This window comes from Larkinella punicea (genome assembly GCF_003334855.1).
Taxonomy (GTDB): Bacteria; Bacteroidota; Bacteroidia; order Cytophagales; family Spirosomataceae; genus Larkinella; species Larkinella punicea.
Genome location: NZ_QOWE01000021.1, coordinates 97,325 through 123,788, shown reverse-complemented (window position 1 = coordinate 123,788; position 26,464 = coordinate 97,325). Strand labels below are relative to the sequence as shown.

At 53.6% G+C, this 26,464-nt stretch carries 16 protein-coding genes; 13 read left to right on the top strand and 3 right to left on the bottom strand.

The window, feature by feature from the left end; translation table 11 throughout:
• Nucleotides 1–14 precede the first annotated feature (14 nt).
• Complete coding sequence (locus tag DUE52_RS23160; RefSeq protein ID WP_114408447.1) at nucleotides 15–791, bottom strand: NUDIX hydrolase; 777 nt, start codon at nucleotides 789–791, stop codon at nucleotides 15–17.
• 129 nt (nucleotides 792–920) lie between these two features.
• Here DUE52_RS23160 and DUE52_RS23155 point away from each other — a divergent pair, with 129 nt between their 5' ends.
• The 11 genes from DUE52_RS23155 (at nucleotide 921) to DUE52_RS23105 (ending at nucleotide 20,698) form a co-directional block, all read left to right on the top strand.
• Complete coding sequence (locus tag DUE52_RS23155) at nucleotides 921–4,694, top strand: ThuA domain-containing protein (RefSeq protein WP_114408446.1); 3,774 nt, start codon at nucleotides 921–923, stop codon at nucleotides 4,692–4,694.
• 77 nt (nucleotides 4,695–4,771) lie between these two features.
• The gene (locus tag DUE52_RS23150) at nucleotides 4,772–8,107 is read left to right on the top strand and encodes a glycosyl hydrolase (RefSeq protein ID WP_114408445.1); all 3,336 of its coding nucleotides are present in this window, start codon (nucleotides 4,772–4,774) and stop codon (nucleotides 8,105–8,107) included.
• Nucleotides 8,108–8,186: 79 nt separating this feature from the next.
• Nucleotides 8,187–9,479, top strand: coding sequence for an alpha/beta hydrolase family protein (locus DUE52_RS23145; RefSeq protein ID WP_114408444.1), 1,293 nt, complete (start codon nucleotides 8,187–8,189; stop codon nucleotides 9,477–9,479).
• A gap of 109 nt (nucleotides 9,480–9,588) precedes the next feature.
• Complete coding sequence (locus DUE52_RS23140; RefSeq protein WP_114408443.1) at nucleotides 9,589–10,128, top strand: RNA polymerase sigma-70 factor; 540 nt, start codon at nucleotides 9,589–9,591, stop codon at nucleotides 10,126–10,128.
• Nucleotides 10,129–10,204: 76 nt separating this feature from the next.
• Nucleotides 10,205–10,876 (top strand): hypothetical protein, encoded by a 672-nt coding sequence (locus DUE52_RS23135; protein WP_114408442.1) that lies wholly within the window; start codon nucleotides 10,205–10,207, stop codon nucleotides 10,874–10,876.
• Nucleotides 10,877–10,885: 9 nt separating this feature from the next.
• Complete coding sequence (locus DUE52_RS23130) at nucleotides 10,886–12,115, top strand: DUF4374 domain-containing protein (RefSeq protein ID WP_114408441.1); 1,230 nt, start codon at nucleotides 10,886–10,888, stop codon at nucleotides 12,113–12,115.
• An 82-nt stretch (nucleotides 12,116–12,197) separates the two neighbouring features.
• Entirely contained in the window at nucleotides 12,198–14,594 is a 2,397-nt protein-coding gene (locus DUE52_RS23125) for a TonB-dependent receptor (protein ID WP_114408440.1), read from the top strand.
• Between the two features lie 29 nt (nucleotides 14,595–14,623).
• Nucleotides 14,624–15,841: a DUF4374 domain-containing protein gene (locus DUE52_RS23120; RefSeq protein ID WP_114408439.1), complete on the top strand. Its 1,218-nt coding sequence runs from the start codon at nucleotides 14,624–14,626 to the stop codon at nucleotides 15,839–15,841.
• 117 nt (nucleotides 15,842–15,958) lie between these two features.
• On the top strand, nucleotides 15,959–17,113 hold the full coding sequence (locus DUE52_RS23115; protein ID WP_114408438.1) for a PepSY-associated TM helix domain-containing protein: 1,155 nt from the start codon (nucleotides 15,959–15,961) through the stop codon (nucleotides 17,111–17,113).
• Nucleotides 17,103–19,541, top strand: coding sequence for a TonB-dependent receptor (locus tag DUE52_RS23110; protein WP_114408437.1), 2,439 nt, complete (start codon nucleotides 17,103–17,105; stop codon nucleotides 19,539–19,541). Before DUE52_RS23115 ends, DUE52_RS23110 begins: the two co-directional genes overlap by 11 nt.
• 80 nt (nucleotides 19,542–19,621) lie before the next feature.
• Nucleotides 19,622–20,698 (top strand): alpha/beta fold hydrolase, encoded by a 1,077-nt coding sequence (locus tag DUE52_RS23105; protein ID WP_114408436.1) that lies wholly within the window; start codon nucleotides 19,622–19,624, stop codon nucleotides 20,696–20,698.
• Nucleotides 20,699–20,734: 36 nt separating this feature from the next.
• Here DUE52_RS23105 and DUE52_RS23100 read toward each other — a convergent pair whose 3' ends face one another.
• Nucleotides 20,735–23,845, bottom strand: coding sequence for a ligand-binding sensor domain-containing protein (locus tag DUE52_RS23100; RefSeq protein WP_114408435.1), 3,111 nt, complete (start codon nucleotides 23,843–23,845; stop codon nucleotides 20,735–20,737).
• Nucleotides 23,842–24,462 (bottom strand): response regulator, encoded by a 621-nt coding sequence (locus DUE52_RS23095; protein WP_114408434.1) that lies wholly within the window; start codon nucleotides 24,460–24,462, stop codon nucleotides 23,842–23,844. The genes DUE52_RS23100 and DUE52_RS23095 overlap by 4 nt, the downstream gene beginning before the upstream one ends.
• A 298-nt stretch (nucleotides 24,463–24,760) precedes the next feature.
• Here DUE52_RS23095 and DUE52_RS23090 point away from each other — a divergent pair, with 298 nt between their 5' ends.
• Both DUE52_RS23090 and DUE52_RS23085 read left to right on the top strand, forming a co-directional pair.
• Nucleotides 24,761–25,378 (top strand): RNA polymerase sigma-70 factor, encoded by a 618-nt coding sequence (locus tag DUE52_RS23090; protein WP_114408433.1) that lies wholly within the window; start codon nucleotides 24,761–24,763, stop codon nucleotides 25,376–25,378.
• Nucleotides 25,379–25,462: 84 nt separating this feature from the next.
• Nucleotides 25,463–26,455, top strand: coding sequence for a FecR domain-containing protein (locus tag DUE52_RS23085; protein WP_114408432.1), 993 nt, complete (start codon nucleotides 25,463–25,465; stop codon nucleotides 26,453–26,455).
• Nucleotides 26,456–26,464 lie beyond the last annotated feature (9 nt).

Sequence of the window (26,464 nt, the reverse complement as noted above, 5' to 3'; positions counted from 1 at the left end):
GACCCATGCAGCCCTTAGTAGGTATGCACGATCCCCTGTTTCAGGGCATCCTCATAGGCTTCTTTCTCAAATTGATACAGATACGGAGATCGGTGAGGGCCAATCGCCCGCTGTTCCGCCAGTTTTTTGATCAGCCCCAAACTCACGAGCTTTTTAGCAAAATTCCGCTGATCCAATTCTTTGCCCAAAACCGTCTCATACAGCGAGTGGATTTCCGCCAGCGTGAATTTTTCGGGCAACAGATTGAGCCCGATCGGCTGGTGATAAATCTGGAGCCGGAGGGTTGCCAGTGCCTTTTCCACCACCTCGTTCTGATCGAATAAAAGCGGAGGAATGTCACTGACATCCCACCACCGGTAATCTGTCGTGAAAAAATCCGTCCGGACGCTCACCTTCGAGTAGTCCACCAAAGCAAAATAACCAATCGATAACGTCCGTTCGAACAGCCAGTTATCGTCTCCAACAACGAGTCCGTATTTTTCGGTAAACTCACGGGCACTTCGTTCCTGGAGCCGGTAGGGCGAATCCCCAAAAACGTGGAACTGTTGCAAAAATAAGTCTTCCAGACTCGTTCGCTCCTGCAAAATGCGGTGGGCGGCCTGGCTCAGCGGTTCCCTCCGACGTATAAAACCGCCCGGCAGTCCCCAACCATCCAGTCCGATCCATTTGAGAAGTAAAATTTTTAGCTGCTGATCATGGTAGCCAAAGATGACTGAGTCGATACTGAGGTGGGGCAGATACTGCTGATGGCCGTTTTTAACAAAGTCGTTTACTTCTTCTTCCGAGTTCATAAGCCAAAGATAAAAAAAAGTATTCCGTAAAATTTACGGAATACAAAAAAGTGCCCTACCTTTATTCTGTAAAATTTACGCTTTAGAGATTAGTTTAATTTTATACGGCAATAAGTCTATTCAAAAACGATGAAAAAACGTATTCCTTATTCCCTCCGCTGGTTGGCTGGGGTTGTGTTGGTGGGCTTTTTGGCCACCGGACTTTGGTCGTATGGGTTCGTCAAAGACCCACCCCGCATTCTGGTATTTAGCAAAACGCTGGCCTTTCGTCATGCGTCTATCGGGGCGGGTCAGAAAGCCCTATTTCAACTGGGTAAGGAACAGGGATTCGCTGTCGATACCACGGAAGATGCGGGCCGCTTCAACGAAGAAAATCTGAAACGCTACCGGGCGGTCGTCTTTTTGAGCACCACCGGCGACGTGCTGAATGCCCAGCAGCAGAACGCCTTTGAACGCTACATCCAGTCGGGAGGAGGCTACATGGGCATTCACTCGGCAACGGATACCGAATACGACTGGCCCTGGTACAATCAACTGGCCGGCGCCTGGTTTGCCAACCACCCCATGCCCAACAACATCCAGAAGGGAACCTTTGTGGTGGTAGACAAAAACCACCCGTCCACCCGGTTTCTGCCGGAGCGCTGGGAGCGGGAGGACGAGTTTTATTCCTTCAAAAACATCAGCCCGGCTTTGCACGTCCTGATGACCATCGACGAAAAAACCTATCAGGGCGGCACCAATGGCGACAATCACCCGATGGCCTGGTACCAGGAGTTTGACGGCGGACGTTCGTTCTACACAGCAGGTGGCCACACGGATGCCAGCTTTTCGGAACCGCTGTTTTTGAAGCACCTGGGGGCCGGGTTGCACTACGCGATGGGGGGCGATTCGCCAAAACCGCTGGATTATACCAAAGCAAAAACGAAACGACTGCCCGAAGAAAACCGGTTTTCAAAAGTGGTGTTGGGCGAGAAACTCGACGAGCCGATGGAGTTGACCGTGCTGCCGGATAACCGCGTACTGTTTGTTGAACGCCGGGGCAATGTTAAACTCTACAGCCCCTCGACCGGTAAGATTACCCTCATTGCCCATATTCCGGTGAACACCAAAGTCACCGATAAGGAGGGAAAAGTCGGTGAAGACGAAGGCGGTTTGCTGAGTCTGACGAAAGATCCCCATTTTGCGCAGAACCACTGGATTTACCTGTATTATTCGCCCGAAGGAAAAGAAGCCAAAAATAGCCTGGTCCGTTACGAGTTGAAAGGCGACGAACTGGTGATGAGTTCCAAAAAAGTCATCCTCGACGTGGCGACGCAACGCGAAATCAGCGGTCACGCGGGCGGTTCGTTGACTTTCGACGCCCACGGAAATTTATACCTGTCGACCGGCGACAACATCAATCCGCAGCAATCCAACGGCTACAGCCCGGCGGATGAACGACCCGGCCGGTCGCCCTTCGATGCGCAGATGACCTCGGCCAACACAAACGATCTGCGCGGCAAAATCCTGCGGATTCATCCCACAGCGGACGGTTCCTACACCATTCCGGAAGGCAATCTTTTTCCAAAAGGAACCCCTAAAACCCGCCCGGAGATTTACACGATGGGCCACCGGAATCCATTCCGCATCTCGGTAGATCCCAAAACCGGTTTTCTCTACTGGGGCGATATTGGTCCGGATGCGGGACAACCGGGCGAAAAGCGCGGACCCGCCGGACAGGATGAAATCGGGCAGGCGCGGAAAGCTGGGAATTACGGCTGGCCGTATTTTGTGGGCGATAATAAACCCTATTTCCAGTATGACTTTGCCACCGGCCAATCCGGAGCGCTATATGATCCGGAAAAACCGGTCAATCATTCGGTCAATAACACCGGCTTAAACCAGTTGCCACCGGCGCAGAAAGCCTTCATCTGGTACCCCTACGCCGAATCCAAAGAGTTTCCGCTGATGGGAGCCGGTGGTCGTTCGGCAATGGCCGGGCCGGTTTTTCACCGGGACCAGTTCACCCAGGCAAAGCGGCCTTTCCCGGATTATTATGATGGTAAACTGATCATCTACGAATGGATGCGCGGCTGGCTGATGGCGGTGACGCTGGACGCGAACGGAAACTATGCGTCGATGGAGCGGGTGATGCCCAGCTATAAGTTCTCCAATCCGGTTGACATCGAGTTTGGCCCGGAAGGTGATTTGTACATGCTGGAATACGGCAGCGGCTGGTTTACGCAAAACGACGACGCCCGGCTGGTGCGCATCGAGTACAACGGCGGCAACCGCAAACCGCTCGTTCAGGTAGCCACGTCCAAAAAAGGCGGATCAATACCGTTCAAAGCCCGGCTTTCGTCGGAAGGCACCAGGGATTTTGACAACGATGCGTTGAGGTATAGCTGGACGGTCACTTCTCAATCTGGAAACTCCAAACGAACCTTCCCGGTGGCAAACCCGACCGTCAGCTTCGACAAAGCCGGGATTTACAAAGCGACCTTAACGGTAACCGATGCCAAAGGCGGCAGCAGCAGCCGGACGGTGGAAATTATGGCCGGTAATGAAGAACCGGTGTTGACGTTCGAAACCAAAAACAGCAACCAGACCTTTTTCTTTCCGGGACAACCGTTTGCCTACGAAGTAAAAGTCCAGGATAAGGAAGATGGTAGTCTGGCGAGCGGAAAAATCAAACCCGCCGAAGTTGCTGTCAATATCGACTATTTAGCCGAAGGCTACGATCTGGCCGAAATTGCGCAGGGGCACCGCAGCGCCGATGCGTCCGCGCAGGTCGTCAAAGGGCTGAAATTGATGGAGAGCAGCGATTGCAAGGCGTGTCACAGTGTCGATAAAAAATCGGTGGGGCCTGCTTATGAGCAAGTTGCTCTGAAATACAAAGGCGAAGCCGGTGCAGCCGAGCGTCTGGCCAAAAAAGTGATCTCCGGTGGTAGTGGCGCTTGGGGCGATGTCGCCATGAGTGCCCACCCCCAACTGGCCCAGGCCGATGTGCAGGAAATGGTGCGCTACATTCTGAGTCTGGCCGAAAAGAAGCAGGCGTCTCCATCGTTGCCGGTCAAGGGAAGTTATACCATGAATCTGCCCGCGGGTGACAAGGGCGAAGGCCGGTATCTGGTTCGGGCTGCGTATCGGGACAAAGGCAACTCCGGTGTTCCCGCGATTACGGCCGAAAAAACGCTGGTTTTGCGCAGTGCGAAGCTCCCCGCCGGGAAAGCCGACAAGATCGAGGGCGTCATGAAATACGGCACCGTGATCATTGCCTCGGTTAAAAACTCCAGCATTGGGTTCAGCAACCTGGATTTAACCGGTATCGAACAGATCAAATTTACCGCTTCGGCACCGAAATCCCAGTTGAACGCAGCCGGTGGCACGATCGAGGTGCGGCTGGATGAACCAACCGGCAAACTCGTCGGCGAAACCGCCTTCATTTCTCCGAGTGAGGGAGGGAGTGTCACCAGCATGCCCCCGCCGGTGGTGGCTAAACTGTCGGGCGCTACGGGTCTTCACGATGTGTATCTAGTCTTTAAAAACGACAAAGCCCCCGCCGGGCAGTCGCTGTTCGTGGTGATCGATCTGGAGTTCCAAACGCGTCAGTCGGCGGAAACCAGCGCAAAACCGGCTTCGACGCCAGCGTCTGCGGCATCAGGTCAATCCCAGGATCTGGAAGCGTATGCGGGGAAATACAAGATGTCCGGGCTTCCTTTTGAGTACATCGAAATTACCCCCAAAGCAGGACGGCTGTCCATGAAGGCGGGTGATAAGGAAGGCGAGCTCACGCCCGGGCCGGGAGCCGATGAATTTAAAGGCGGAAATAACACCGTGTTCAAATTCAGCCGTGGTGCCGACAAAAAAGTTACGTCGTTAACCCTTGAGGTTCAGGGCATGTCTTTCAAAGGTGATAAGTAATAATTGTACCATACGGACTTTTCGCACCGGGAAGAGTCCGTATGGCTCACCGCCTGATACCCCAACGACCAATCTCTATGAAAAAAATGACGGTTCTGGCCTGGCTGCTCCCGGCTTTGGCCTTTGCGCAGCCTTCCGCGCTCCAAAAAGGCTTTCAGACCCCGCCCAATGCTGCCAAGCCCCGCGTGTGGTGGCACTGGATGAATGGCAACATCACCAAAGAAGGCATCACCAAAGACCTGGAATGGATGAACCGCATCGGCATCGGCGGTTTTCAGAATTTTGACGCCAGCCTGTTTACGCCCGCCGTGACGCCCCAAAAGCTGGTGTTTATGACCCCCGAATGGAAAGACGCCTTCAAACACACCACCGATCTGGCCCAGAAACTCCAGTTGGAAATGGCCATTGCCGGATCGCCGGGCTGGAGCGTGACGGGTGGCCCGTGGGTGCCTGCCAGCGATGGCATGAAAAAGTACGTCTGGACGGAAACCCGCGTTCCGGGCGGTCAGCCGTTTTCGGGGAAACTTCCCCAACCACCGAACACGACCGGCAATTTCCAGAACGTACCGCTCGGTGCCGCCATGCTCGGCGGTTCGGCGGGAAAACCGCAAAACTACTACGCCGATGCTGCGGTAATCGCCTATCGACTGCCGGCGGCTGAGAAATCGTTGGCTTCGCTCAATCCGAAAATCACGTCGAGTGGCGGAACGTTCAGCCTCGCCGACCTGACCGACGGTGATCTGGCAAAAACTACGATGCTGCCGCCAATGGAAGTGGGTCAGGACATGTGGATTCAGTACGCGTTCGACAGCCCGCAGACGGTCAAGGCGCTTACCATTGTGGGCGCCACCAGCGGGGGCGCACTGGCCGAATTTAGAGGAGCGCCCGACAACCGGGCGCTGAAAGTGAGCGACGACGGTGTCAATTTCCGGGATGTGGTGGTGATTCGGGGCAGTACGGTTCCCCAGAACACGATGAGCATTTTGCCCACCACCGCCAAGTACTTCCGGGTTACGTTTAAAACCCTGGAACCCCAGGGCAATCCGTTTGCGGCAATGATGGGCGGAAGTGCCGCTCCGGGCAAACCGGAGGGTGTGCCGGTGGCTGAACTGGTGCTGCATAACACCGACCGGGTGGACCTGTTTGAAGAAAAAGCCGGTTTTAATCCGTGGAAAGAAAGCACGCACTCGCTCATAAAAACCGATGCCGACGCCATTCCGACCCAGGATGTGGTGGATCTGACCGCCAAAATGAGTGCCGACGGAACGCTGAACTGGACACCGCCGACCGGTGGAGACTGGGTGGTCATGCGACTGGGTTATTCGCTGACGGGCCGCAACAACCACCCCGCTTCGCCCGAAGCCACCGGTCTGGAAGTCGATAAGCTCGACAACGTTGCCGTTCGGAAATACATCGATACCTATCTGGACATGTACAAGGAGGCTACCGGGGGCCAGATGGGCGCGCAGGGACTGCAATACATGGTGCTGGACAGCTACGAAGCGGGTCACATGACCTGGACCAAAGCCATGCCCGAAGAGTTTCTGAAACGACGCGGCTACGACATCAAACCCTGGCTACCGGTGCTGACGGGCCGCGTGGTGAATAGCGCCGAAGCCAGCGAGAAATTTTTGTGGGATTTCCGGAAAACCATCGGTGAGCTGATCGTTGAAAACCACTACGAAGTCATTGGCGAAGCGCTGAAAGTGCGGGGTATGAAACGGTATACGGAATCGCACGAAGGGGGGCGGATTTTTTTAGCAGACGGCATGGATGTAAAGCGGAAAGCCGATGTGCCGATGTCGGCCATGTGGACGCCGGGTAGTCTGGCCGGTGGTGCCGACGAGGAAGTTCGCAGCGAAGCCGACATTCGGGAAGCGGCTTCGGTGGCGCACATTTATGGGCAGAATCTGGTGGCTGCCGAGTCGATGACTTCCGTTGGCAATGCGTTTAGCTGGCATCCCGAGAAACTGAAACGCACCGCCGATCTGGAAATGGCGTCGGGGCTAAACCGCTTTGTCGTACACACGTCGGTGCATCAGCCGCTGGATGATAAAAAACCGGGTATTTCGCTCGGGCCTTTCGGGCAGTATTTTACCCGGCAGGAAACCTGGGCCGAGCAGGCCAGCGTCTGGATGAGCTACCTGGGCCGGAGTTGCTTCCTGCTCCAGCAGGGCAAACCGGTCGTGGATGTGCTTTATTATTACGGGGAAAACAACAACATCACCCAGTTATTTACCCAGAAACTGCCCGCCATTCCGGACGGTTATGCCTTCGATTTTGCCAATGCTACGGTGGTGAAGAGCGCACTGCGGGTGGAAGGCGGAAAGATGGTGACGCCGGGCGGTCAGCAATACCGCCTGATGGTGCTGGACTCGTCGGCAAGAACCATGACGTTGCCCGTGTTGAAAAAACTCGGTGAACTGGTTAAAGCGGGGATGAAAATAGCGGGTGTCAAGCCCGAGCGTTCTCCCAGCCTGAGCGACAATCCGGCCGGGCCGCGTTCGGCAGAGTTTACGGCCCTGGTGAATCAAATCTGGACCCATCCGAACGTCTCGACCAAACCGGTGGATGCGGTTTTAAGCGAGATGAACGTTCCGAAAGATGTGGACATTTCCGGAGCCAGTTCGAAAGTATTGTATGTCCACCGCCAAACCGCCGACACTGATCTCTACTGGCTCGATAACCGCAGCGACAATCCGAACGAGGCCACGGTCAGTTTCCGGGTGACGGGAAAAGTGCCGGAATTATGGAATCCAGAAACGGGCAAAACCGAGAAAGTGTCGTACCAGATCAAGGACGGACGTACCATTGTACCGCTCCAATTCGAGTCGTGGCAAGCGTATTTTATCGTTTTCCGCGATAAGGCGACGGTAACGTCCTTCACCAAACCCGCCGTCACGGAATCACCCGTTGTCAGTGTGACGGGTGCCTGGAAAGTTGCCTTTCAGGAGGGGAGGGGCGCTCCCGCGCAGGCCACGTTCAACACACTGGCGTCGTTGACGGAAAATACCGATCCGGGCGTTAAATACTTCTCCGGAACGGCCACGTACGACAATGTATTCGATGTGCCGAAGGTAACGAAAAATGCGTCATATATCCTGGATCTGGGCGAGGTGAAGAACATCGCCGAGGTGATTGTCAACGGCAAGATTGTGGGGACGGTTTGGAAAAAACCGTTCCGCATCGACATCACGCAGGCGCTGAAACCCGGTCGCAATACCGTACAAGTCAAGGTGACGAACCTCTGGGTAAATCGCCTGATCGGTGACGCCCAGCCTGCTGTGACCAGCAAGATCACGTTCACCACCATGCCGTTCTATCGGGCCGATTCGCCCCTGCTGCCGTCGGGGCTTCTGGGGCCGGTTCGGGTGCTGGAAGCGACACCCGCTGCTGCAACCGTGAAACAGTAGGGGGAACCCGCTGGTGAGCCCAAAACGACTTCGGTAGTTTCCCGGACGAATGGTCTTTACCAGGTAATCTCCTGAAACGATGAAAAGACCGTTAACCGTACTCATTTTGATGGCGTTCTCGCTGGCGGCTCTGGCGCAACAGCCAGCCGCTAACCGGCCAACGCTGGTGGCCGGGATTCCCGTCAATTATCAGGAAGACTCCGTTGGTTCGTACGAGCTTCCTGATTTATTGACGGGTGCTGATGGTCAAAAGGTTACGAATGCAAAGGTCTGGACCCGAAAACGGCGACCGGAACTCCTCAAGCTCGTGGAGGAAATCCAGTTTGGAAAAATGCCCCCGCGCCCGAAGGCAATGCGGTTTCACGCAGTTGATCCGGGAACGTCGGTTTTCAATGGCAAGGCGATTCGGAAGCAGGTGGTCGTGTATTTTACCAGCGATACAGCCGACCACAAGATGAATCTGGTGATTTACCTGCCGAGCGCGGTCAAAAAACCGGTGCCTCTGTTGATGAATATTTCTTTTTCGGCTTACAATCAGATCATCGATGATCCGGGCTTGCGGGTTGGTACGATCTGGTCGAGAGAAGGCAAAAAGGTTCGGGCCGACAAACCGACTCCCTTTGGCAAACTAAATGTGGAGCAGTTTCTGGAGGCCGGAATGGGCTTTGCCACCGTGTATTACGGAGATATTGAACCGGATTTTAAGGAGGGGATTCAGTACGGTATTAGAAAAACGTATTTAAAACCGAATCAAACCGGACCGGCTGCCAATGAGTGGGGAGCGATTTCGGCCTGGGCCTGGGGACTTAGCCGGGCGATGGATTACTTTGAAACGGATAAACAGATTGATGCGACCCGCATTGCCCTTCAGGGCGCTTCCCGTTTGGGGAAGGCGGTTCTTTGGGCAGGCATTCATGACACCCGGTTTAAGGTGGTGGTCGCCAGCATTTCGGGCGAAGGAGGGGCGGCTTTGAGCCGACGCAATTTCGGAGAAACCATCGGGCATATTACCGATCCCTCGCGGTATCTGTACCAGTTTGCTGCCAACTACCATACCTACTCTGACAAGGTGAACAGCTTACCGATTGATGGGCATGTGCTGGTTGCTCTGATGGCTCCCCGGCCTTTACTCCTCCAAACCGGCAGCACGGATTACTGGTCGGACCCAAAAGGGGAATTTCTGTCGGCAGTGGCCGCGGCCCCGGTCTATAAGCTTTTCGGAAAAACCGCTCCGGAAACCACCGTCATGCCCCCGGCGGAGGATACGTCTTTGCTGATGAATCACCTGGGGTATTTTATGCACGAGGGAGGCCATGCCGTTCTGCCCACGGATTGGCCGCGTATCATTGCCTACCTGAAAAAGTACCTTTGAGTGGGTGAATGACCAATCATGCACTGAAAATCAAAAAGAAGTAAACTATTTAGAATTAATCTATATAAAAACAAAGTGAGGGCTTATATTTGCGCTTTCTCCGCATTCAATGCCCGAAGCGCAGCCGCATACCGCCCCTTTTAAAATCGACGAAAAATCGTTTCGGGAGGTGTATTTGCGGCATTGGGAGCAGGTTTTCGGGGTCTGTTACAACAACCTGCGCGATCGGGAGGTCGCCAAAGGAATGGTGCAAGACATTTTCAAGTCGCTCTGGGAACGGCGTGACGAACTGGAAATCACGGTTTCCATTGAACGGTATTTGCTCCGCTCGGCCAAATTCAAGGTTTTTGAGTACCTCAGAAACAGCAAGATCCGGCAGGAACACGCCCAGGAAGCTGTTGACTACGACTGTGCCGCGGCCAACTGCACCGAAAACGACGTGCTCTACAACAGCCTGAAAGAAAAGGTCATCGGTCTGGTCGACACCCTGCCTTGCCAGTGCCGGAATGTGTTTAAAATGAGCCGTGAGCAGGGTTTATCCAACAAAGAAATTGCATCTTCGCTACTGATTTCGGAACGGGCCGTCGAATACCACATCACCCGCGCGCTCTCAACCTTGAAAACAAATCTTTCCGAATACCTCACCTAGTTTTTTTCCCGGCTTACGGTATATCCTGATTTATGCTACTTTTACCAAAAGCAGTTCTTTTGCCGAAAGTGCATTCATGAAGATTAGTAAGGAACTTATCGAAAAATACCACAGCGGACACTGCACGCCCGACGAAAAAAAGGCGGTCGAAGCCTGGCTTTTCGATGATGAGGCTACCACAGAACCGACCCTGCCACTGCCCACCGGCGAAAGCAAGTTCGAGATCCGGGAGGAGATGTGGAACGAAATTGCGACGGTGCTTCCGTCCCGGCAAAAACCGGCGGTTCTGGCTTTTTTCAGGCCCTTCTGGCGACAGGCGGCTGCTGTCCTTCTGATTTGTCTGGCCGGTGTTGCGGTTTTTTATCTCAAAAACCGGGAGGCTGACAGCGGGGTGATTGTGGTCAATAACGTGTCCGATACCGCCAACCAAAACCTGCACGAAAGCGCATACTCGATCGCTATTGGTCCGAAAAGCAATGTGGAAATCAATCACGAAACCGGGCGAATCGATTTTTGCGGTGCGATGATGATCAACCCCAACCGCGACATCGAGTTGACGATCCAGGGGATTTGCGCCCGGCCTGACGAGAAAAGTGAGAAAAGGATCCTGAAAAAAGGCCAGAATTACATTGCCCTGAACTACGGCAATGCCGCCAATCCGAACGAGGTGATCATTCTTCCACAAGGCTCTCTCACGGGCCTGCCGCCTTTGATGCAGCGGCAACTGATGATGCAGTTTGATATTTGAGAACACGGTATGAAGGGAAACTCCTGGAACGGTTTGGGTGCGTGGTTGCTGCTGTTGGGGCTGGTTCAACTGGTCGGCTGTGCCCCTAAAAAAACCGGTAACGATCCGGGCGTCCAAAAAAAATACAGCCTGTATGTGATGATGAAAGACGGGACGGAGTATCTCGTTCAAACCGATCGCATCGACTCCGGCCACATCGACCCGCTGGTTCAGGGTGCCAAAGTAGTGCCTTCCCGGATTTTTTACGAATTGATCGTTCATCAGAATCACTATTACCGGCTCGACTGGAAAACCGGAAAGTTTCTGCGACATGTCGTTGAAAACAAGGCGTATACACAAACCGGTTCTCTGCCGCTCACTGGCAATTGGGCCGTTGATAATCACACCTGGCTCGGCGATACCCTGCTGATTCTGGGTCACGATTCTAAAAACACGAAGCTACGCTACGCCAAAATCACCCTCGACCCGATGAAGGCGATTGAGGGAATTCTTGACATCCCGGCACCGACGGGCGGTTTTAATAACATGACCATCGGCTTTTCCACGTTTTTGAAGGGCAATCTGTACCTGGGTTATACGTATCACAAGATCGGCCTGAACACCTACACCACCAGCGATACGATGTACATTACCGAGTTGACGTACCCCGGCCTGAAAACCGTCCGCACCTTCAAAGACACCCGCTCGGCGTATCCCGGCGGCATCAATACCCGGCAGTCGCATTCTTTTACCGACGAGAAAGGCGATTTCTATTTTATCTCGTGTCCGGGCATTGCGCTGGGTGATCATCCATCCAAACCGACCGGTATTTTCCGCATCAACAAAGCCGACGGCTCACTCGATCGGGATTATTTTTTCAACCTGTCGGCTTCGCCGATTCAGAACCACGGCTACGGTTTCTGGTCCATCGGCAACGGCAAAGCCATTGTCCGCACCGAGCGGAAGGGGCTTTTTAAGGGAATGCAGGACCATTACCTGATTCCCCATTTTGATTTTTACGTGCTGGATCTGGCTCGGCAAACCACATCGCGTCTGAACCTGCCACTCGATAAAGGAACCGCCCGCAACTGCATTCTGGTCGAAAACGGTCTGGTTTACATTACCGTCAATCCCAACACCGAAGGGAGCTACGTCTGGATTTACGACCCCCAAACCGGCTCACTCCGCAAGGGACTCCACTTCGACGCCCAGGTCGATTATGTTTTGCGGCTGGAACGGCTGAATTCTCTCTCCGACTAATTTTTACTTTTTTTCCAACCCAACCTTCGGGAATAGGCCGGTAACGCTACTGATTGATTGATACCCCATTTTAGATCAGTCAATGCAAGCTGGCAAACTTCTCCTGTACACATTCGTTACGGCTCTCTGGTTTCTTTCAATCCCGGTTGCTGCGCAAAAAACCGCCGTGATTTCGGGCTATGTCAAATCCGAATCGGGTGGCGCAATTCCCGGCGCAACGGTGGCCGTTAAAAACACCCCGCACGGCACCACCTGCGATGCCGACGGTTTCTATTCCTTTCCGGCCCCCAAACCCGGCAGCTACACGCTCACGATTTCCGCCGTAGGTTACCACCCGGTTTCCGAAAAAATCGTGATCAAAGCCGACAAACCGCTGGTTCTGACGGTTCGACTATCGGAAAACCGGGAGGAGTTGCAGGAAGTGAATGTGTTCGGAAAAACCGAAACCCAGCAGGTGAAGGAGCAGGCCTTTACGGTCAACGCGATTGAAACCAGACAATTTGCCAACACCACCGCCGACCTCAATCAGGTCCTCAACCGCAGCACCGGCGTGCGCATCCGGGAGCAGGGCGGTTTAGGCTCCAATTTTAATTTTTCGATCAACGGGCTGTCGGGCAAGGCGGTCAAATATTTTATCGACGGCGTCCCGCTGGAGTTGCTGGGCAGCGCGGTTTCGCTCAACACCATTCCCGTCAACCTGGCCGAACGCATCGAAGTCTATAAAGGCGTGGTTCCCGTCCAGTTGGGTTCCGACGCGATGGGCGGGGCCGTGAACGTAATCACCAACCAGAACCAGCGCAACTACCTGGACGTCAGCCATAGCTACGGCTCGTTCAATACGCACCGCTCGGCGCTGACGGGGCAATATGTGCACCAGCCGACCGGCATCACCGTCAAAGCCAGCGGTTTTTACAATTACTCGGACAACAACTACAAAATGAAAGGGGTGGAAATTCTCCGGGGCGGACAGCGCAACGGGAACGAAATCACCGACCTGACGGGTGCCAATTTCGTCGTGACCGATGTGCGCCGGTTTCACGACAACTACCAGTCGGCGATGGGGCAGGTGGAAGTCGGTATTTCCAACAAACGCTGGGCGGATGTCCTCTACGCCGGTTTTGGCTATTCGGAAGGGCGGCAGGATCTGCAAACCGGTTTCGAGCAGGCGATTGTCTACGGAAATGTGACCCGAAAAAGCACAGCTTCCAATGCGACGCTTCGGTATAAAAAGAATAATCTGTTCGTGAAAGGGCTGGATCTGAGCCTGTTTGCCTCGCGATCAAAGGATACCTACATTACCGCCGATACGCTGTTCCGGCAATACTACTGGGATGGTGCCTGGACGGCGAAAGGAGCCAGCGAAATGGGGTCGATCCGGTCGGTTTCGCACATCGTCCGCCCCCGGAGTTTTGTGCGCGCCAACCTCAGCTACGTGCTGAACGACCAGCATTCCTTTAACCTGAATTATACCCTCGACCACCTCAAAAACGAGAGTTTCAATGCCTTGCAGACTTCCGGGGATGATATGCCGGGCGCCATGAACAAGCAGATTCTCGGCTTTGCCTATCAGCAGGAGTTTCTGGACAAACGGTGGACCAACACCTTTTTTGCCAAATACTACGGGTTGGGGCTGGAGCGAAAGAAATGGGTCGACCTGGGCTATCAGACCCTGAACACCCAATTCAATAAATACGGTTATGGCCTTGCTTCCCGCTTCAAAGTGCTGCCGGATCTGGGCGTTAAACTATCGCTCGAACGGGCGTTCCGTTTGCAGGAAGTGGAGGAGGTTTTTGGTGATGGTCTGAACATCCAGCCGAACCCCGACCTCAAACCGGAAAGCAGCTACAATGCCAACCTGGGCGGTTACTACGGTTTTCGGATCAACAAAAACCGCTTTTTTGCGGAGGCTTCCGCGTTTTACCGCGATGCGCAGGATTTTATTTATCCCGTGCCGGATCAGCGGTCGAAGGCGTTGAAAAACGAAAACAAGTCGAGTGTGAAGGTCACCGGTTTTGAAGCCGAGTTGCGGTACGACTATGCCGATCTGCTTTCGGTCAATGTCAATGCGACCTACCAGAGTGCGGTCAACATGACCAAATTCGGCAATACCGCATCGACTACTTACGAGGCTACGTATAAAAACAAGATCCCGAACCAGCCCTGGCTTTTTGGCAATGCGAACCTGAGTATTGGCAAAAACAACGTGTTTGGAAACGATACCCGCCTGCAATTCAACTGGTACACCCAGTACGTACACTGGTTTTACCTGACCTGGGAAGCGTTCGGCAATGTGAACGGGAAATCGACCATTCCGAATCAACTGATCCACAACGCGACGCTGAGTTATTCGTTCAAAAACGGCCGCTACAACCTCTCCGCCGAGAGCCGCAACCTGACCGACGCCCTGGCCTTCGACAATTTCCGCCTGCAAAAACCGGGTCGTGCCTTCTCGGTGAAGCTCCGCTATTTTCTTAAATAAAACCGTCCAATTTTTCAATCACTACCTCAATGAGCCGATTACTCAATTACCCAGTCAAAACCATCCTGATTGCCTTGCTGGCCTTGACTCTGAACAGTTGCAGCAAGGATGACGTGACCGAACCCGTCGTCGAAGCGGGTCAATATTCCGCGATTCTGTGTGTGGGTTCGTGGCCCAATACCGCTTATTACATCGCCGATGTGCCTTCGCTGACCTCCGGCACCATCAGTCTGCAAGGCAACGGTGCGGAAATGACCGGCAAAGTGTATGCGCAGGACGTGATCCAGAAGGACGGTTTTTACTACCATGCCAATTTCGGCAGCGGCCGGTTGGGTAAATACCACGTCGAAAACGGTGCCCTGCTGGTTGATAAAGAGGTGCCGTTTACGTACCTCAACTGGAGTTCTTACGTTTGGGCCGACGCGCAGACGCTGGTGATTTTCGGCACCGGCGAAAACGCGGGCAAAACCGAAGGTCGCTACGCCATCATCAAAGTGACCGACATGACTGTCACGACTGGCAAACTCGATTTGCCGGCCTTCCCGACCGGTTTCGACCAATACGCCATGGGCTTTGCGGAATACCGCGCCGGTAAGATTTTTCTGGGCTATAGCGTCGCTTCGTCTGACTTTACGCTGTATCCGAATATGCCGGTCTATCAGCAGCTCAATGTGTCGGTGATCAACTATCCGGCGATGACCGTCGAAAGCACGATGACGGATGCCCGAACGACCAATCCGGGTGGCCCAACCGTCTACGCCCCGGCGTCGTTTCAGGATGAAACCGGTGACATTTACTTCATGACCGACCCGGTTTTTAACTACGATTACAAATCACCCTCGGCGATTTACCGGATCAAAAGCGGCACCACCACGCTGGACCCGTCGTATTACTTCAACTTTTCGTCCAAAGTCAACATGGAAATGGGGGCGGCCATGTGGTATGTCGGCAACGGCAAGGCCATCGTTCGCACCCGGGTTGCGGGCCAGTCCATCGACGCCGATCATTCGTTCTCGCTGATTGATGTCAAAACCGGAACCTTTATCAAAAAACTGGCGCTGCCTGCCGACAAGGGCGAGCGCATGGTGCAGGCCATTGTCATGGAAAATGGCAAAGCCTACATCGCCGTCAATGCGGCTGACAAAGACTACATCTGGGAGTATGACGTCGCGGCCGACAAGCTGACGCCCGGTGCCGAATTCGTAGGGGGTATCGACTACATTCTGCGACTCGAAAAAACGAAATAACAATTTTCTGCCCCCAACCCCCTAAAGGGGGCTAAATTATCCGGGTCTGAAAGCCCCCTTTAGGGGGTTGGGGGCAGAAAATGAAAAATTTAATCCATCGTTCAAGTCAACACTACCATGATATTGATCTTGAAAAAAATCAACGCCTGGCTCCATTTGTGGTTGGGGCTGGCATCGGGGATCGTGGTCGTCATCGTGGCCCTCACCGGCTGCATTCTCGTGTTCGAGCAGGAACTCAAGCCGTTGATCCAACCCTGGCAAAACGCGAAACGGCCCGCCGGGGCGGCCTACCTGCCGCCATCGGCGATTTACCGGAGTATGAAAACCGTGTTCCCTGATAAAAAGGTGTCCAGCATCTGGTATTATGGTCATGAACGGACGGCCAAAGTGACGATTGATGCCGATTCGCTGGTTTATGTCAATCCGTATACGGCGGAGGTGGCGGGTATTGTCGATCATGAAGATTTCTTTCACTTTATCCTGGACGGTCACGTCGGTCTCTGGATCGAAGGGGAAGTGGGGCATCAGATCGTGTCGTGGGCGACGCTGATTTTTTTCGTGTTGCTGATCACCGGGCTGATTTTGTGGTGGCCCCGAAAATGGAACCGCAGCAACCGGGATAAGAGCTTTAAAATCAAGTGGAAAGCGCGGTTTAAGCGGCTTAATTACGACCTGCATAATGTGTTGGGCTTTTACGCGCTGATCGTGGCCCTGATCATGACCATCACCGGGCTGGTGATGGGATTTGCCTGGTTCAACAAAGGCGTCTACTGGCTGACATCGGGCGGTGGTTCGCCAGCTCCCTATCAGCGGGGCGTGTCGGATACCACGCAGATGGCACCCCAAAACCGCCTGGTCAACGTGGATCGGGCGTTCAAAATGGGGATGGAAGAACTGGGCGTCTACAACAAAGATGCGATCATCATTTCGTTTCCGAGCAAACCCGCCGATGCGATTTACGTCTGTACCGACATGGACAAAGGCGCCTGGCGCGACATTTACCTCGACCAGTACACGCTCCGTGAATTACCCTCGACGGGCGTGCAGATCGACCAGCTTGGCTTTGCCGACTGGCTCCGGCGCACCAACTATGCGCTGCACGTGGGCGCAATCGGGAATTTGCCCACCAAGATAATCTACTTTATTGCCAGTCTGATCTGTGCCAGTTTGCCCATTACCGGTTTTTACATCTGGTGGGGCCGCCAGGGATTCGGCCTTCGGAAAAAAAACAAACCCGTTCCGCGTACCATTGCCATTCGTCATGAAGTATAACCCCCTCTTTTTTGTACTTGCCTTCTTCATCTATTTAACGTCTGCCAACGCCCAAAGTACCGCGCCTTATCTGGTCAAAGGTACGCTCATGGATTCGATCAGCCGGAAACCGATCGAGTTTGCGACCATCGGGATCCTGAATTCGGAGAAAAAGATTGTGGCGCTTACCTACTCCGACGAAAATGGGGTGTTCAAATCCGCCGACCTTTCGGCAGGCTCCTATTTCCTGAATCTGACCTTTTTGGGGTATGCGTCGAAAAATATTCCTTTTTCGGTTAGCCCGGAATCGCCCGTCGTTGAAACGGGTATGCTTTACCTCAAACCCGAAGCCCGGCAGTTGAATGCCGTCACCGTAACGGGCACGCGTCAACTGGTGGAGCAACAGCCGGGTATGCTGATCTACAATGCCGAAAAAGACATCAGCAACCAGGGCGGAACAGCCGCCGACGTGCTCAGGAAAGCTCCGATCCTGAACGTGGATGCTGCGGGTAATGTGACGATGCGGGGGAACTCCAATCTGCGCATCCTCATCAACGGGAAATATTCGGGACAAATGGCGCGGAGTGCGGCCGATGCGCTGAACATGATGCCCGCCAATTCGATCAAATCCGTGGAAGTGATCACCAGTCCATCGGCGCGGTATGATGCGGAGGGTGCTGCGGGTGTGATCAACATCATCACCAAAAAAGGACAGCAGAAGGTGAGCGGCACCGTGGAAGCCGTGGCCGGTAACCTGGAACAGGCCGTGAACCCGCGTATTTCGATCAACCGCGACCAATGGACCATCAGTTCGTACCTCCATATTCACCGGTTTCGAAACCGGGAGGAAGTGACCCTCGACCGGCTGACGTTTGAAAACGGGGCAAAAACCGGTCGGATTCAGCAGGATGTGGTGCGGGACAACGGAAAGCCCCACGGGTCTGGAGACCTGCAAATCGAGTTTACGCCCAATGCCGCCAACCTGTTTCACTTTTCGGCCAACGGCTGGCTGGGAAACTGGCCCGACAACAGCGAGCAGCACAACCGGCGGTTTGCGGCTGACGAAACCATCCTGGAAGATTTCCGCCAAAACGTGACTACGCAATCGCCCCATCGTGGTATTGACCTGAACCTGGGCTATACCCACAAATTCAAAAAACCGGGCGAGGAGTTATACCTGATGGCCCAGCATACCAACTCGGCGGATGACTACGATTATGATGCGCGTCAGACGAATGCCGACCGGACGCTGATGTACCGGGAAGTCAACGAAAACCGCAATGCAAACCGGGAGTGGACGTTTCAGACGGATTATATTCTTCCTTTTTCGGCCAGCGGCAAACACGCGCTGGAAAGCGGGGCCAAACTGATCCTGCGCGACAACCGCAGTACGTATCAGGTACAGGCCAGGAGCGATGCAAACCCGGCCCAGCTCGTGCCGGTCACTTCGCGCAGCGATCGCTTCCAGTATACCCAAAATGTGGCTGCGGCTTACAGCCAGGTTAAGTTCAAAGGACAGAACGGCTGGGCACTGCACGCGGGAATGCGGCTGGAAGGAACGTTCCTCAACGGTCGCCAGCAGAATCTTAACACCACGTTCAGCAACGACTTCTGGAACGTTGTTCCGAGCGCAACTTTATTTAAAAAGCTGAATGCCAGCAACAACGTGGCACTGAGTTACACCAAACGCATTTCACGGCCTTCGATCTGGGATCTGAATCCCAACCGGAATGCGCAGGACCCCAAAAACATCGTGATCGGTAATCCTTCGCTCAGGCCGGAGGAAGTCAACCAGGTGGAGTTGACTTATGCGCTGCAAACCGACGCGGATTTCTTTCTCAATGCGTCCCTGTTCGGTCGGGAAACCAACAATTCCATCGAAAGCGTGGTGCAGATCGACCCGGCGGGCATCGCTACGATCACCCGGCAGAACCTGGCGTCGAACCAACAATATGGGATCAACCTCTCCACATCGCTCTCGCTGCTGCCGGGCTGGAAAGTCAACAGCAATGCCAATGTTCGCTACGCCCGGTTCCGCAGTGGCGCCCTGGCGATCAGCAACGACGGACTGGCGTGGGGAATCAACGTCAACAGCAGTTGGAAACTGCCGAACCACTTCAGCGTCCAGGCTTACACCGACTATGATGCCCGAAGTGTGACCTTACAGGGGTATAAAGGCGACTGGTTTTATTACAGCTTTTCCGCCAAAAAAGAGCTGCCGACCCGCAAGTTGACCGTCACGCTCACGACCGTCAGCCCGTTCGGCAGCTATCGGGCCCAGACGGAATTCATGCGCGCGACCGACTTTGAAAGCACCGTTCGTAACCGGTATCTGATGCGCTCGGTCCGCCTTTCGCTGAACTGGGAATTCGGCAGCATTTTCAAAACCGGCAGCGGTCGGAAGATTACGAATGATGACCAGAAGAATACGAAGGGCGGGGGATCGTAGCGGTTTTTAAGGCCGATTGTGGCGGATTCTGGCGATTCCAGGCTTACTTTGTGCGGAATAGAATCGAAAATCCTGATGATATGCTGCTGAAGGCTTTCTCCATTATGGCTCTGCTGCTGATTGGCGGTGTTCATATCAGAGCGCAACAAACTCCTCTGACCGGTCGGCAAACGCCACTGGAACAGGCCTTTGCTGACGCCAAGCGAGAGTTTGTCAACTTTGAAAAAGCGCATGGCCATTTTGTTACGACTAAGAATGGTCGTATGCATTACCTGACCTGGGGAAACCCTGCTGCTCTTCCACTCGTCTGGTCGCACGGCAGTTTAACGAATGCACTGGAACTGTTGCCGCTGGCTGCGGGGCTGGTGAAAGCCGGTTATTATGTGATTGCCATTGATTATTATGGACATGGCCAAACCCCGATTCCGGCGCATGAAGTTTCGCTTCATCACGTGGCCGACGACATCAAAGTCATGCTGGATGAGCTGAAGATCAAAAAGGCCGTTATTGGCGGCTGGTCACGAGGGGGAATGATCAGTACGGCTTTCTATGATGCCTATCCTGATCGGGTTGCCGGGTTGATTCTGGAAGATGGCGGCTCTGTGTCTACCAATACGCATTATCATTCGATGAAACCCATTCAGCTCACCACGCGAATAGGGGCCATTTTTAAAGACCGATTGCCCGATACTACCTACAAGAGCGAGTTTGAAGCCTATCGCGCCTACTACGATACCACGCAGAAAGGGAATCAATTTGAGTTGCTGGCCTGGATAGCCCCCACCAAAGAGGGCCGATGGGCCATTAGCCCGGGCGTGTTGGAGTTGTTTAACATGCATACGCCGGAGCAATTCCTGGATAACATCCTATATCCCACCCGCGTACCGCTTTTTGCCGAATCGATGTCGATTCTGGAACCGAAAATTATCTTTCGAAATTTGTCGGTTCCGGTCCTAATTCTGGACCCGACCGGCCCCGATGATTTGTTTCCTTTCGAAACCCGTAACGCAGCCCTTCAGCAGGCACACCCTAGTCTCATTGATCACAAAGTATACCCCAACACGGGGCATAACATTCATTATGAACGTCCGGAGCAATTCCTGAAAGACGTCGCGACGTTCATGGCCAAAGTGAAATCGCATAACCGGCTAAAATAAGCGTAGACTACCCGGAAGCTGGTGGATCAGAAAGCATCAGGACGCAACCGGAACCGAAATCACGACGGTCGTTCCCTCATTTTCGGCCGAATGGACTGAAAATTCACCTTTGAGCAGTTCAATCCGCTGTTTGATATTGACCAGTCCGTTGCCCGACGGCTGGTGGGCCAGCGCCGGATCAAAACCCCGCCCGTTGTCGCGGTAGGTCAGGGTCAGCGTCCCGGTTTTGTAAAGAAGCTGGAGCCACACCTCGCGGGCGTTGGCGTGTTTCACGGCATTTTGCAGCAACTCCTGCACCACCCGCAACAGGTTGATTTCAACCGCCGAGGGTAGTTTTTGGGGCACATTCCGGGCTTCGAAGCTGACGGCCAGGTGGTTGCTTTCGTTGAGCAGAACGACCAGTTCATAAATCGTTTGTTCCAGTCCCGCTTCGGTCAGGCTGCGCGGATGCATGTTGCGGATGATGCTGCGGATGTCGTCGATGGACGATTTCAAAACCGCCATCGAGCGTATTTTCAATTCGTCAACGGAAATGGTGGGCGAGCCCAGCGAGGAGAGATACAGCTTCAAAACCGCCAGGTTGGCGCCCACGCCATCGTGCAGTTCTTTGGCAAACCGCTGTCGTTCCAGTTCCTGGGTTCGGATAGACACCGCCAGTTCGTGCGCCTGACGGCTTTTCAGATCCGTGATCCGGTAGCGGTACACCCCATATAGCCCCGCCAGCAGCAAAGCCATCAACCCCAGCCGAAACCACAGCGTGGCCCAGAAAGGCGGTTCGATCACGATGATGAGGGAGGCTCCCGTTTCGTTCCAGACGCCGTCGTCGTTGCTGCCCTTCACCCGAAACACGTAGTTGCCCGGTGGCAGATTGGTGTAGTGAGCCACCCGGCGATGCTGCGACAGCACCCAATCCGGGTCGATCCCATCCAGTTGGTACTGATACCGGTTTTTTTCGGTATTGGAATAATTCAGCGCGGCAAACTCAATGTCGATGAAGTTCTGGTTATACCGGAGCGTCAGTTTTTTTTGATTGGGCGGGTAGACGCTGTCCAGCACCATCACGTTTGTGATCCGGACAGATGGCACCACGGTGTTTTTCCGGAGTTGATCGGGCTTGAAAAAATTGATGCCGTTGATGCCCCCAAAAAACAACGTGCCGTCGGGGTGGCGGTAGCACACGTTGGTATTGAATTCGTTGCTCTGCAAACCGTCTTTCAGGTCATAGTTTTTGAGGACGCCCTGTGTGGGCGAAAACCGGGTCAGACCCAGGTTGCTGCTGAGCCACAAAAATCCCTGATTGTCTTTCAGAATCCCGTAAATGACATTGTTGGGCAGGCGGAACGAGACCGGATTCGTCTGGTCGGAAAAGTGCCGTTTGACGCGGAGGGTCAGCCGGTCGATGGCAAAAAGGCCGCAGTCGGTGCCTACCCAAATCGTGTTTCCATCCGCAAGCATCGATCGGATGTTGGCGCAGGTTAGCCCGTTTTTGTCGTCAAACGATACGGTTTTTTTTGTTTTTTCCTCATACCGGATCAACCCGTGTCCCAACGTTCCCAGCCACAAATTTTGCTGGGGATCAACGTACATCAGCCGGATGGTGTACGTTTCAATGGCCTTCAGGGCCGGCAGGTCGTCCCAGTTTTTCCACTGTTTCGTCGCGACCTCGAAACGCGCCAGGCCCGCACCCCCGCCGGTCCAGATTTCCCGGGTTCGTCCGGCCGAATCGGTCACCAGATGAGCGGCATAGACGTACAGTTGCTGCCGTTTTCCATCCGTTTTGTAGGTGTTGTAGGTTCGCCGGACCGGATCGAAATGGACAAGGCCGCGCGAGTTGGCGAGCCAGAGTTTTTTGTTACGGTCGGCAACAATAACCCGAACCTCATTGTTGACAATCGGATCGGGGTTGCGATCGGGAAGATTGGTTTTGCTCAATACCGGCGTAACCTGTTTGGTTGTCAGCGAGTACTGCGCCATTCCCCCGGTTCCGGTTCCAATAAAGACGGTTTCGTCCTGACCGAACAGCCTGAAAATCATGTTGTCGGGCAAGGACGAAAGGGGACGGTCGTTGTCACGCTGAATGAGCTGGAACGAAAACCGGTTGGGGTCATACTTGTCGATTCCGTGGCTGCTGAACCCAATCCAGACGATGCCGTTCCGGTCTTCAAACAAACTCCAGACGCTGTTTTCGGCCAGACTGTAGGTTTGGGCGGGGGAGTGGCGGAGATGGGAAAAAGAGCGTTTTTCCGGATTGTAAATGGAAATGCCGCCCGTACGCGATCCAATCCAGATGCGCCCCGAGCGGTCGCGCAACAAGGCCGTTGCTTCATTGCTGCTGAGCGAATGGTTGGTGGCGCCATGCTGGTAATGGATGATGTTTCGAAGGGCTGCATCCGGTTTCAAAACGAAGACGCCGTCTTCGCGGGTGCCGATCCACCCATTTCCCTGCCCGTCGAACAGAATGCTGCCGAGTGGGGACTGCGTACCCAACTGCTGCTGGTTGATCACTTCCCGAAACGTGTTTGCAGCCGGGTCAAACCGGTAGATGGCATGGTAGATGGAAAGCCAGAGCGCACCGCCCGCATCCAGGCAAAAACCGTAGAGCGAGTTGTCGTTCGGGAAATACCGGTCGATTTGATGGGTCGAACTGTTGACACAAAACAGCCCTTTTTCGTCGGTCATGACCCAGATATTTCCCGATTTATCTTCCAGCAACTTCTCAATCGAGACGCTGTCGAGCGTGTGTTCAAACCCGGATAAGGTACTGAACCGATTGAAGCGCTCGTTTTCTTTATCATACAGGTTTAAACCGCCCCCCGTTCCGACCCAAAACCGCCCGTGAGAATCGGGCAGGAGGGCCTGCACAATGCTGTTGTTCAAGCCGAATTGACCGCCTGGCCTGAACACCGTAAAGGCATACCCATCGAACCGGTTCAAACCGTCCTGGGTGGCAAACCACAGGAAGTCATCGTACTGCGCAATCGCGTAGCCTGTTCCCTGCGAAAGCCCTTTTTCCTGCGCATAATGCTCCAGCAGAATCGCATCGGTGAAGGCATCGGAAGGAGGAGTAAGCCCGGTTTTTTGTCCCCAGGCCACCGCCGTTGCTAACACCCATACGAAGATTGTGCCAAGTTTAATGCAGTAATTCATCCGATCATGCGATTGTTCCTGGCGTAGAGGGTCAGTTCAACGTTGGTGTGAACCCCTAGTTTACGGTAAATATTTTTCCGGTGGGTTTCCACCGTTCGTTCACTAAGATACAACTTTTCGGCAATTTGTCGGGTACTGATTCCATTGACAATGAGCTGGATAATCTCGGTTTCGCGCCCGGTAAGAACGGGGCGGTCGGCGCTGTTTTTGGACTCTCGGGATTGGGTGAAATACTCGACGGGCAGGGAGTGTCCACCGTCTCCCACGGCCTGAATGGCGGCAACCAATTCATCCCGGCTCACACTTTTGACGCAGTAGCCGGCAGCTCCGGCATCGATCATCCGGTCGATCGACTGATTATCGTTGAGCATCGACAGAGCCAGTATTTTGATTTCAGGATCGGTTTGCTGAATGGTTCTGGCCAGTTCAAACCCCGTGACATCCGGCAAATCGATGTCCAGCAGCACAATATGGACCCTGTGAAGGGCCAGAAACGGAAGGACTTCAGCACCCGTGTGCAACACGCCGACAACTTCGTAATCCGTTGTGTGCTCCAGTAGAAACCGGATGCTGTCGGCGAACAAACGATGGTCATCAACAATCAATAATTTTTTCATGGGAATTCCTTCATCAGGGCGTGGAAAGACTTGCTCCGTTCGTTTTCGGGAAGATCGCTAAACTATAAAAATAAGTAAGATTCGCTATGTATTTATAGACGCGTGTTTAAAAGAATTGCTGCTTATTCGATTAAGTAATTACCAATTGAATTATTCTTAAAAAAATAAGTGTTAAATTGACAGTAAACTTAGATTAAAGAGAATTTTTTATTGGAATAGTACGGTTTTAATGCCTACTTTAGCTATTTGTTACAAAGCATTCCGTCTCTTTCATCGAAAATAGCCAAAAGGTCAGTTCATGCGGATTCGAAAACTACCCATCCGGTTGGGTCAAGACGCTGAAAAGGAGATCACCCTGCGGTTGAAAGCGGGTGACGAAAACGCTTTTGAGGAAATTTTCTACCGCTACTACAAACACCTGCTTGCGATTGGTATCAAGTTTTTGAAAAACCCCGACTTGGCCGAAGATGCCGTTCAGGACATCTTTCTCAAACTCTGGGACCACCGGGACGCCCTGAATGAGTCGTATTCCATTAAAAACTTCCTGTCGGTTTCCATGAAGAACCACGTCCTGAACGTGATTCGCAACAACCACCAGTCGATCTGGGAATATCTTTCTGCCGAAATGGAAGAACTCAACGGGGAAGATACCACCAGCGACGCGTTTCAATTGCAGGAATATGGGACTATTCTGGAGCAAGGGATGCAGAAACTACCGCCCCAACGGGAAAAAGTGTTCCGGTTGCGGGTGTTCAGTGGCCTGGACAATGAGCAGGTTGCCAGACAATTATCCATCTCGGTCAATACCGTCAAGTCGCAATTCACGCAGGCTACCCGGTTTTTAAAAGACTACCTCAGCAAACACGCCGACCTGGAAGGTATTCTTCCGGTTCTCCTTTTTATTCTATTCCATTAATATTTTTTCTCCGATCAGTAATACTTCCGGTCTGCTTATGTGTATCTAATTAGGAATGAATAGAACATTTCCTAATCTCTATTAATGGATACACAACTTCTACAGAAGTACGTACGGAATGAGTGTACTCCGGAGGAGGCTCGGATCGTGTTGTTGCATCTGGCAACGGTTAACGGACAACGCCAGTTGCAGCAACTGCTCGATGCTGACCTGACCGAACCGGCAGCGATTCCGCTCAATGCCGCCGAGCGACTCGACGCCCAGCGGTTGTTTAGCCGAATCCAGTCGACCAAGCGCAACGCAGCCGGCACCCGGACCGAATCTCCCTTTCGCCGAATGAGACCGCGCTGGACCTGGATGGCTGCGGCTACCATTGGCGTGCTGCTGCTGGCCACCGGCTCGCTCTTCTTCTACCGCAAAACCGCCACGCCCGAACTGCTTTCCCTGCATACCGATTTCGGCCAGACCCGCCGGGTCGTGCTGCCTGATCAATCCATTGTAACGATGAACGGAAACTCCTCCATCCGGTTTGCCGACCACTGGCAGGCCGACCAGCCCCGCGAAGTGTGGGTGGAAGGGGAGGCTTTCTTCGAAGTCGTTCACACCAAAAACCACCAGCGGTTTCAGGTGCATCTGCCCAGCCAGATGAACGTCGAAGTGTTGGGAACGCGCTTCAATGTTTACACCCGCAAAACCCAGACGAAAGTGGTGCTCAACGAAGGCCGTATTGAGATGCGGGTTTCCGACAAGCCCGGCAACCACCTGGAAATGAAACCCGGTGAGATGTTTTACGCGGATACGCAAACGAAAAACTTTTATAAAAAGCCCGTCAATGCAGTGGCCCAGTCGTCCTGGCGCACGAACAAACTGATTTTTGACGGAACAACCCTGTCCGAAATTGCCCAGCTTCTGAAAGATACCTACGGTTTGGAGGTCGAAATCCGGGATCGGGACTTGCTGCAACAAAAGTTTTCCGGCACCATTCCGGGCCAAAATGCCGACACGATTCTGAAAGGGCTTTCCGGCCTCTTTGACTTAAAAATTACCCGAAAATCCAACTATATTTTAATTGAATAACCTATATAC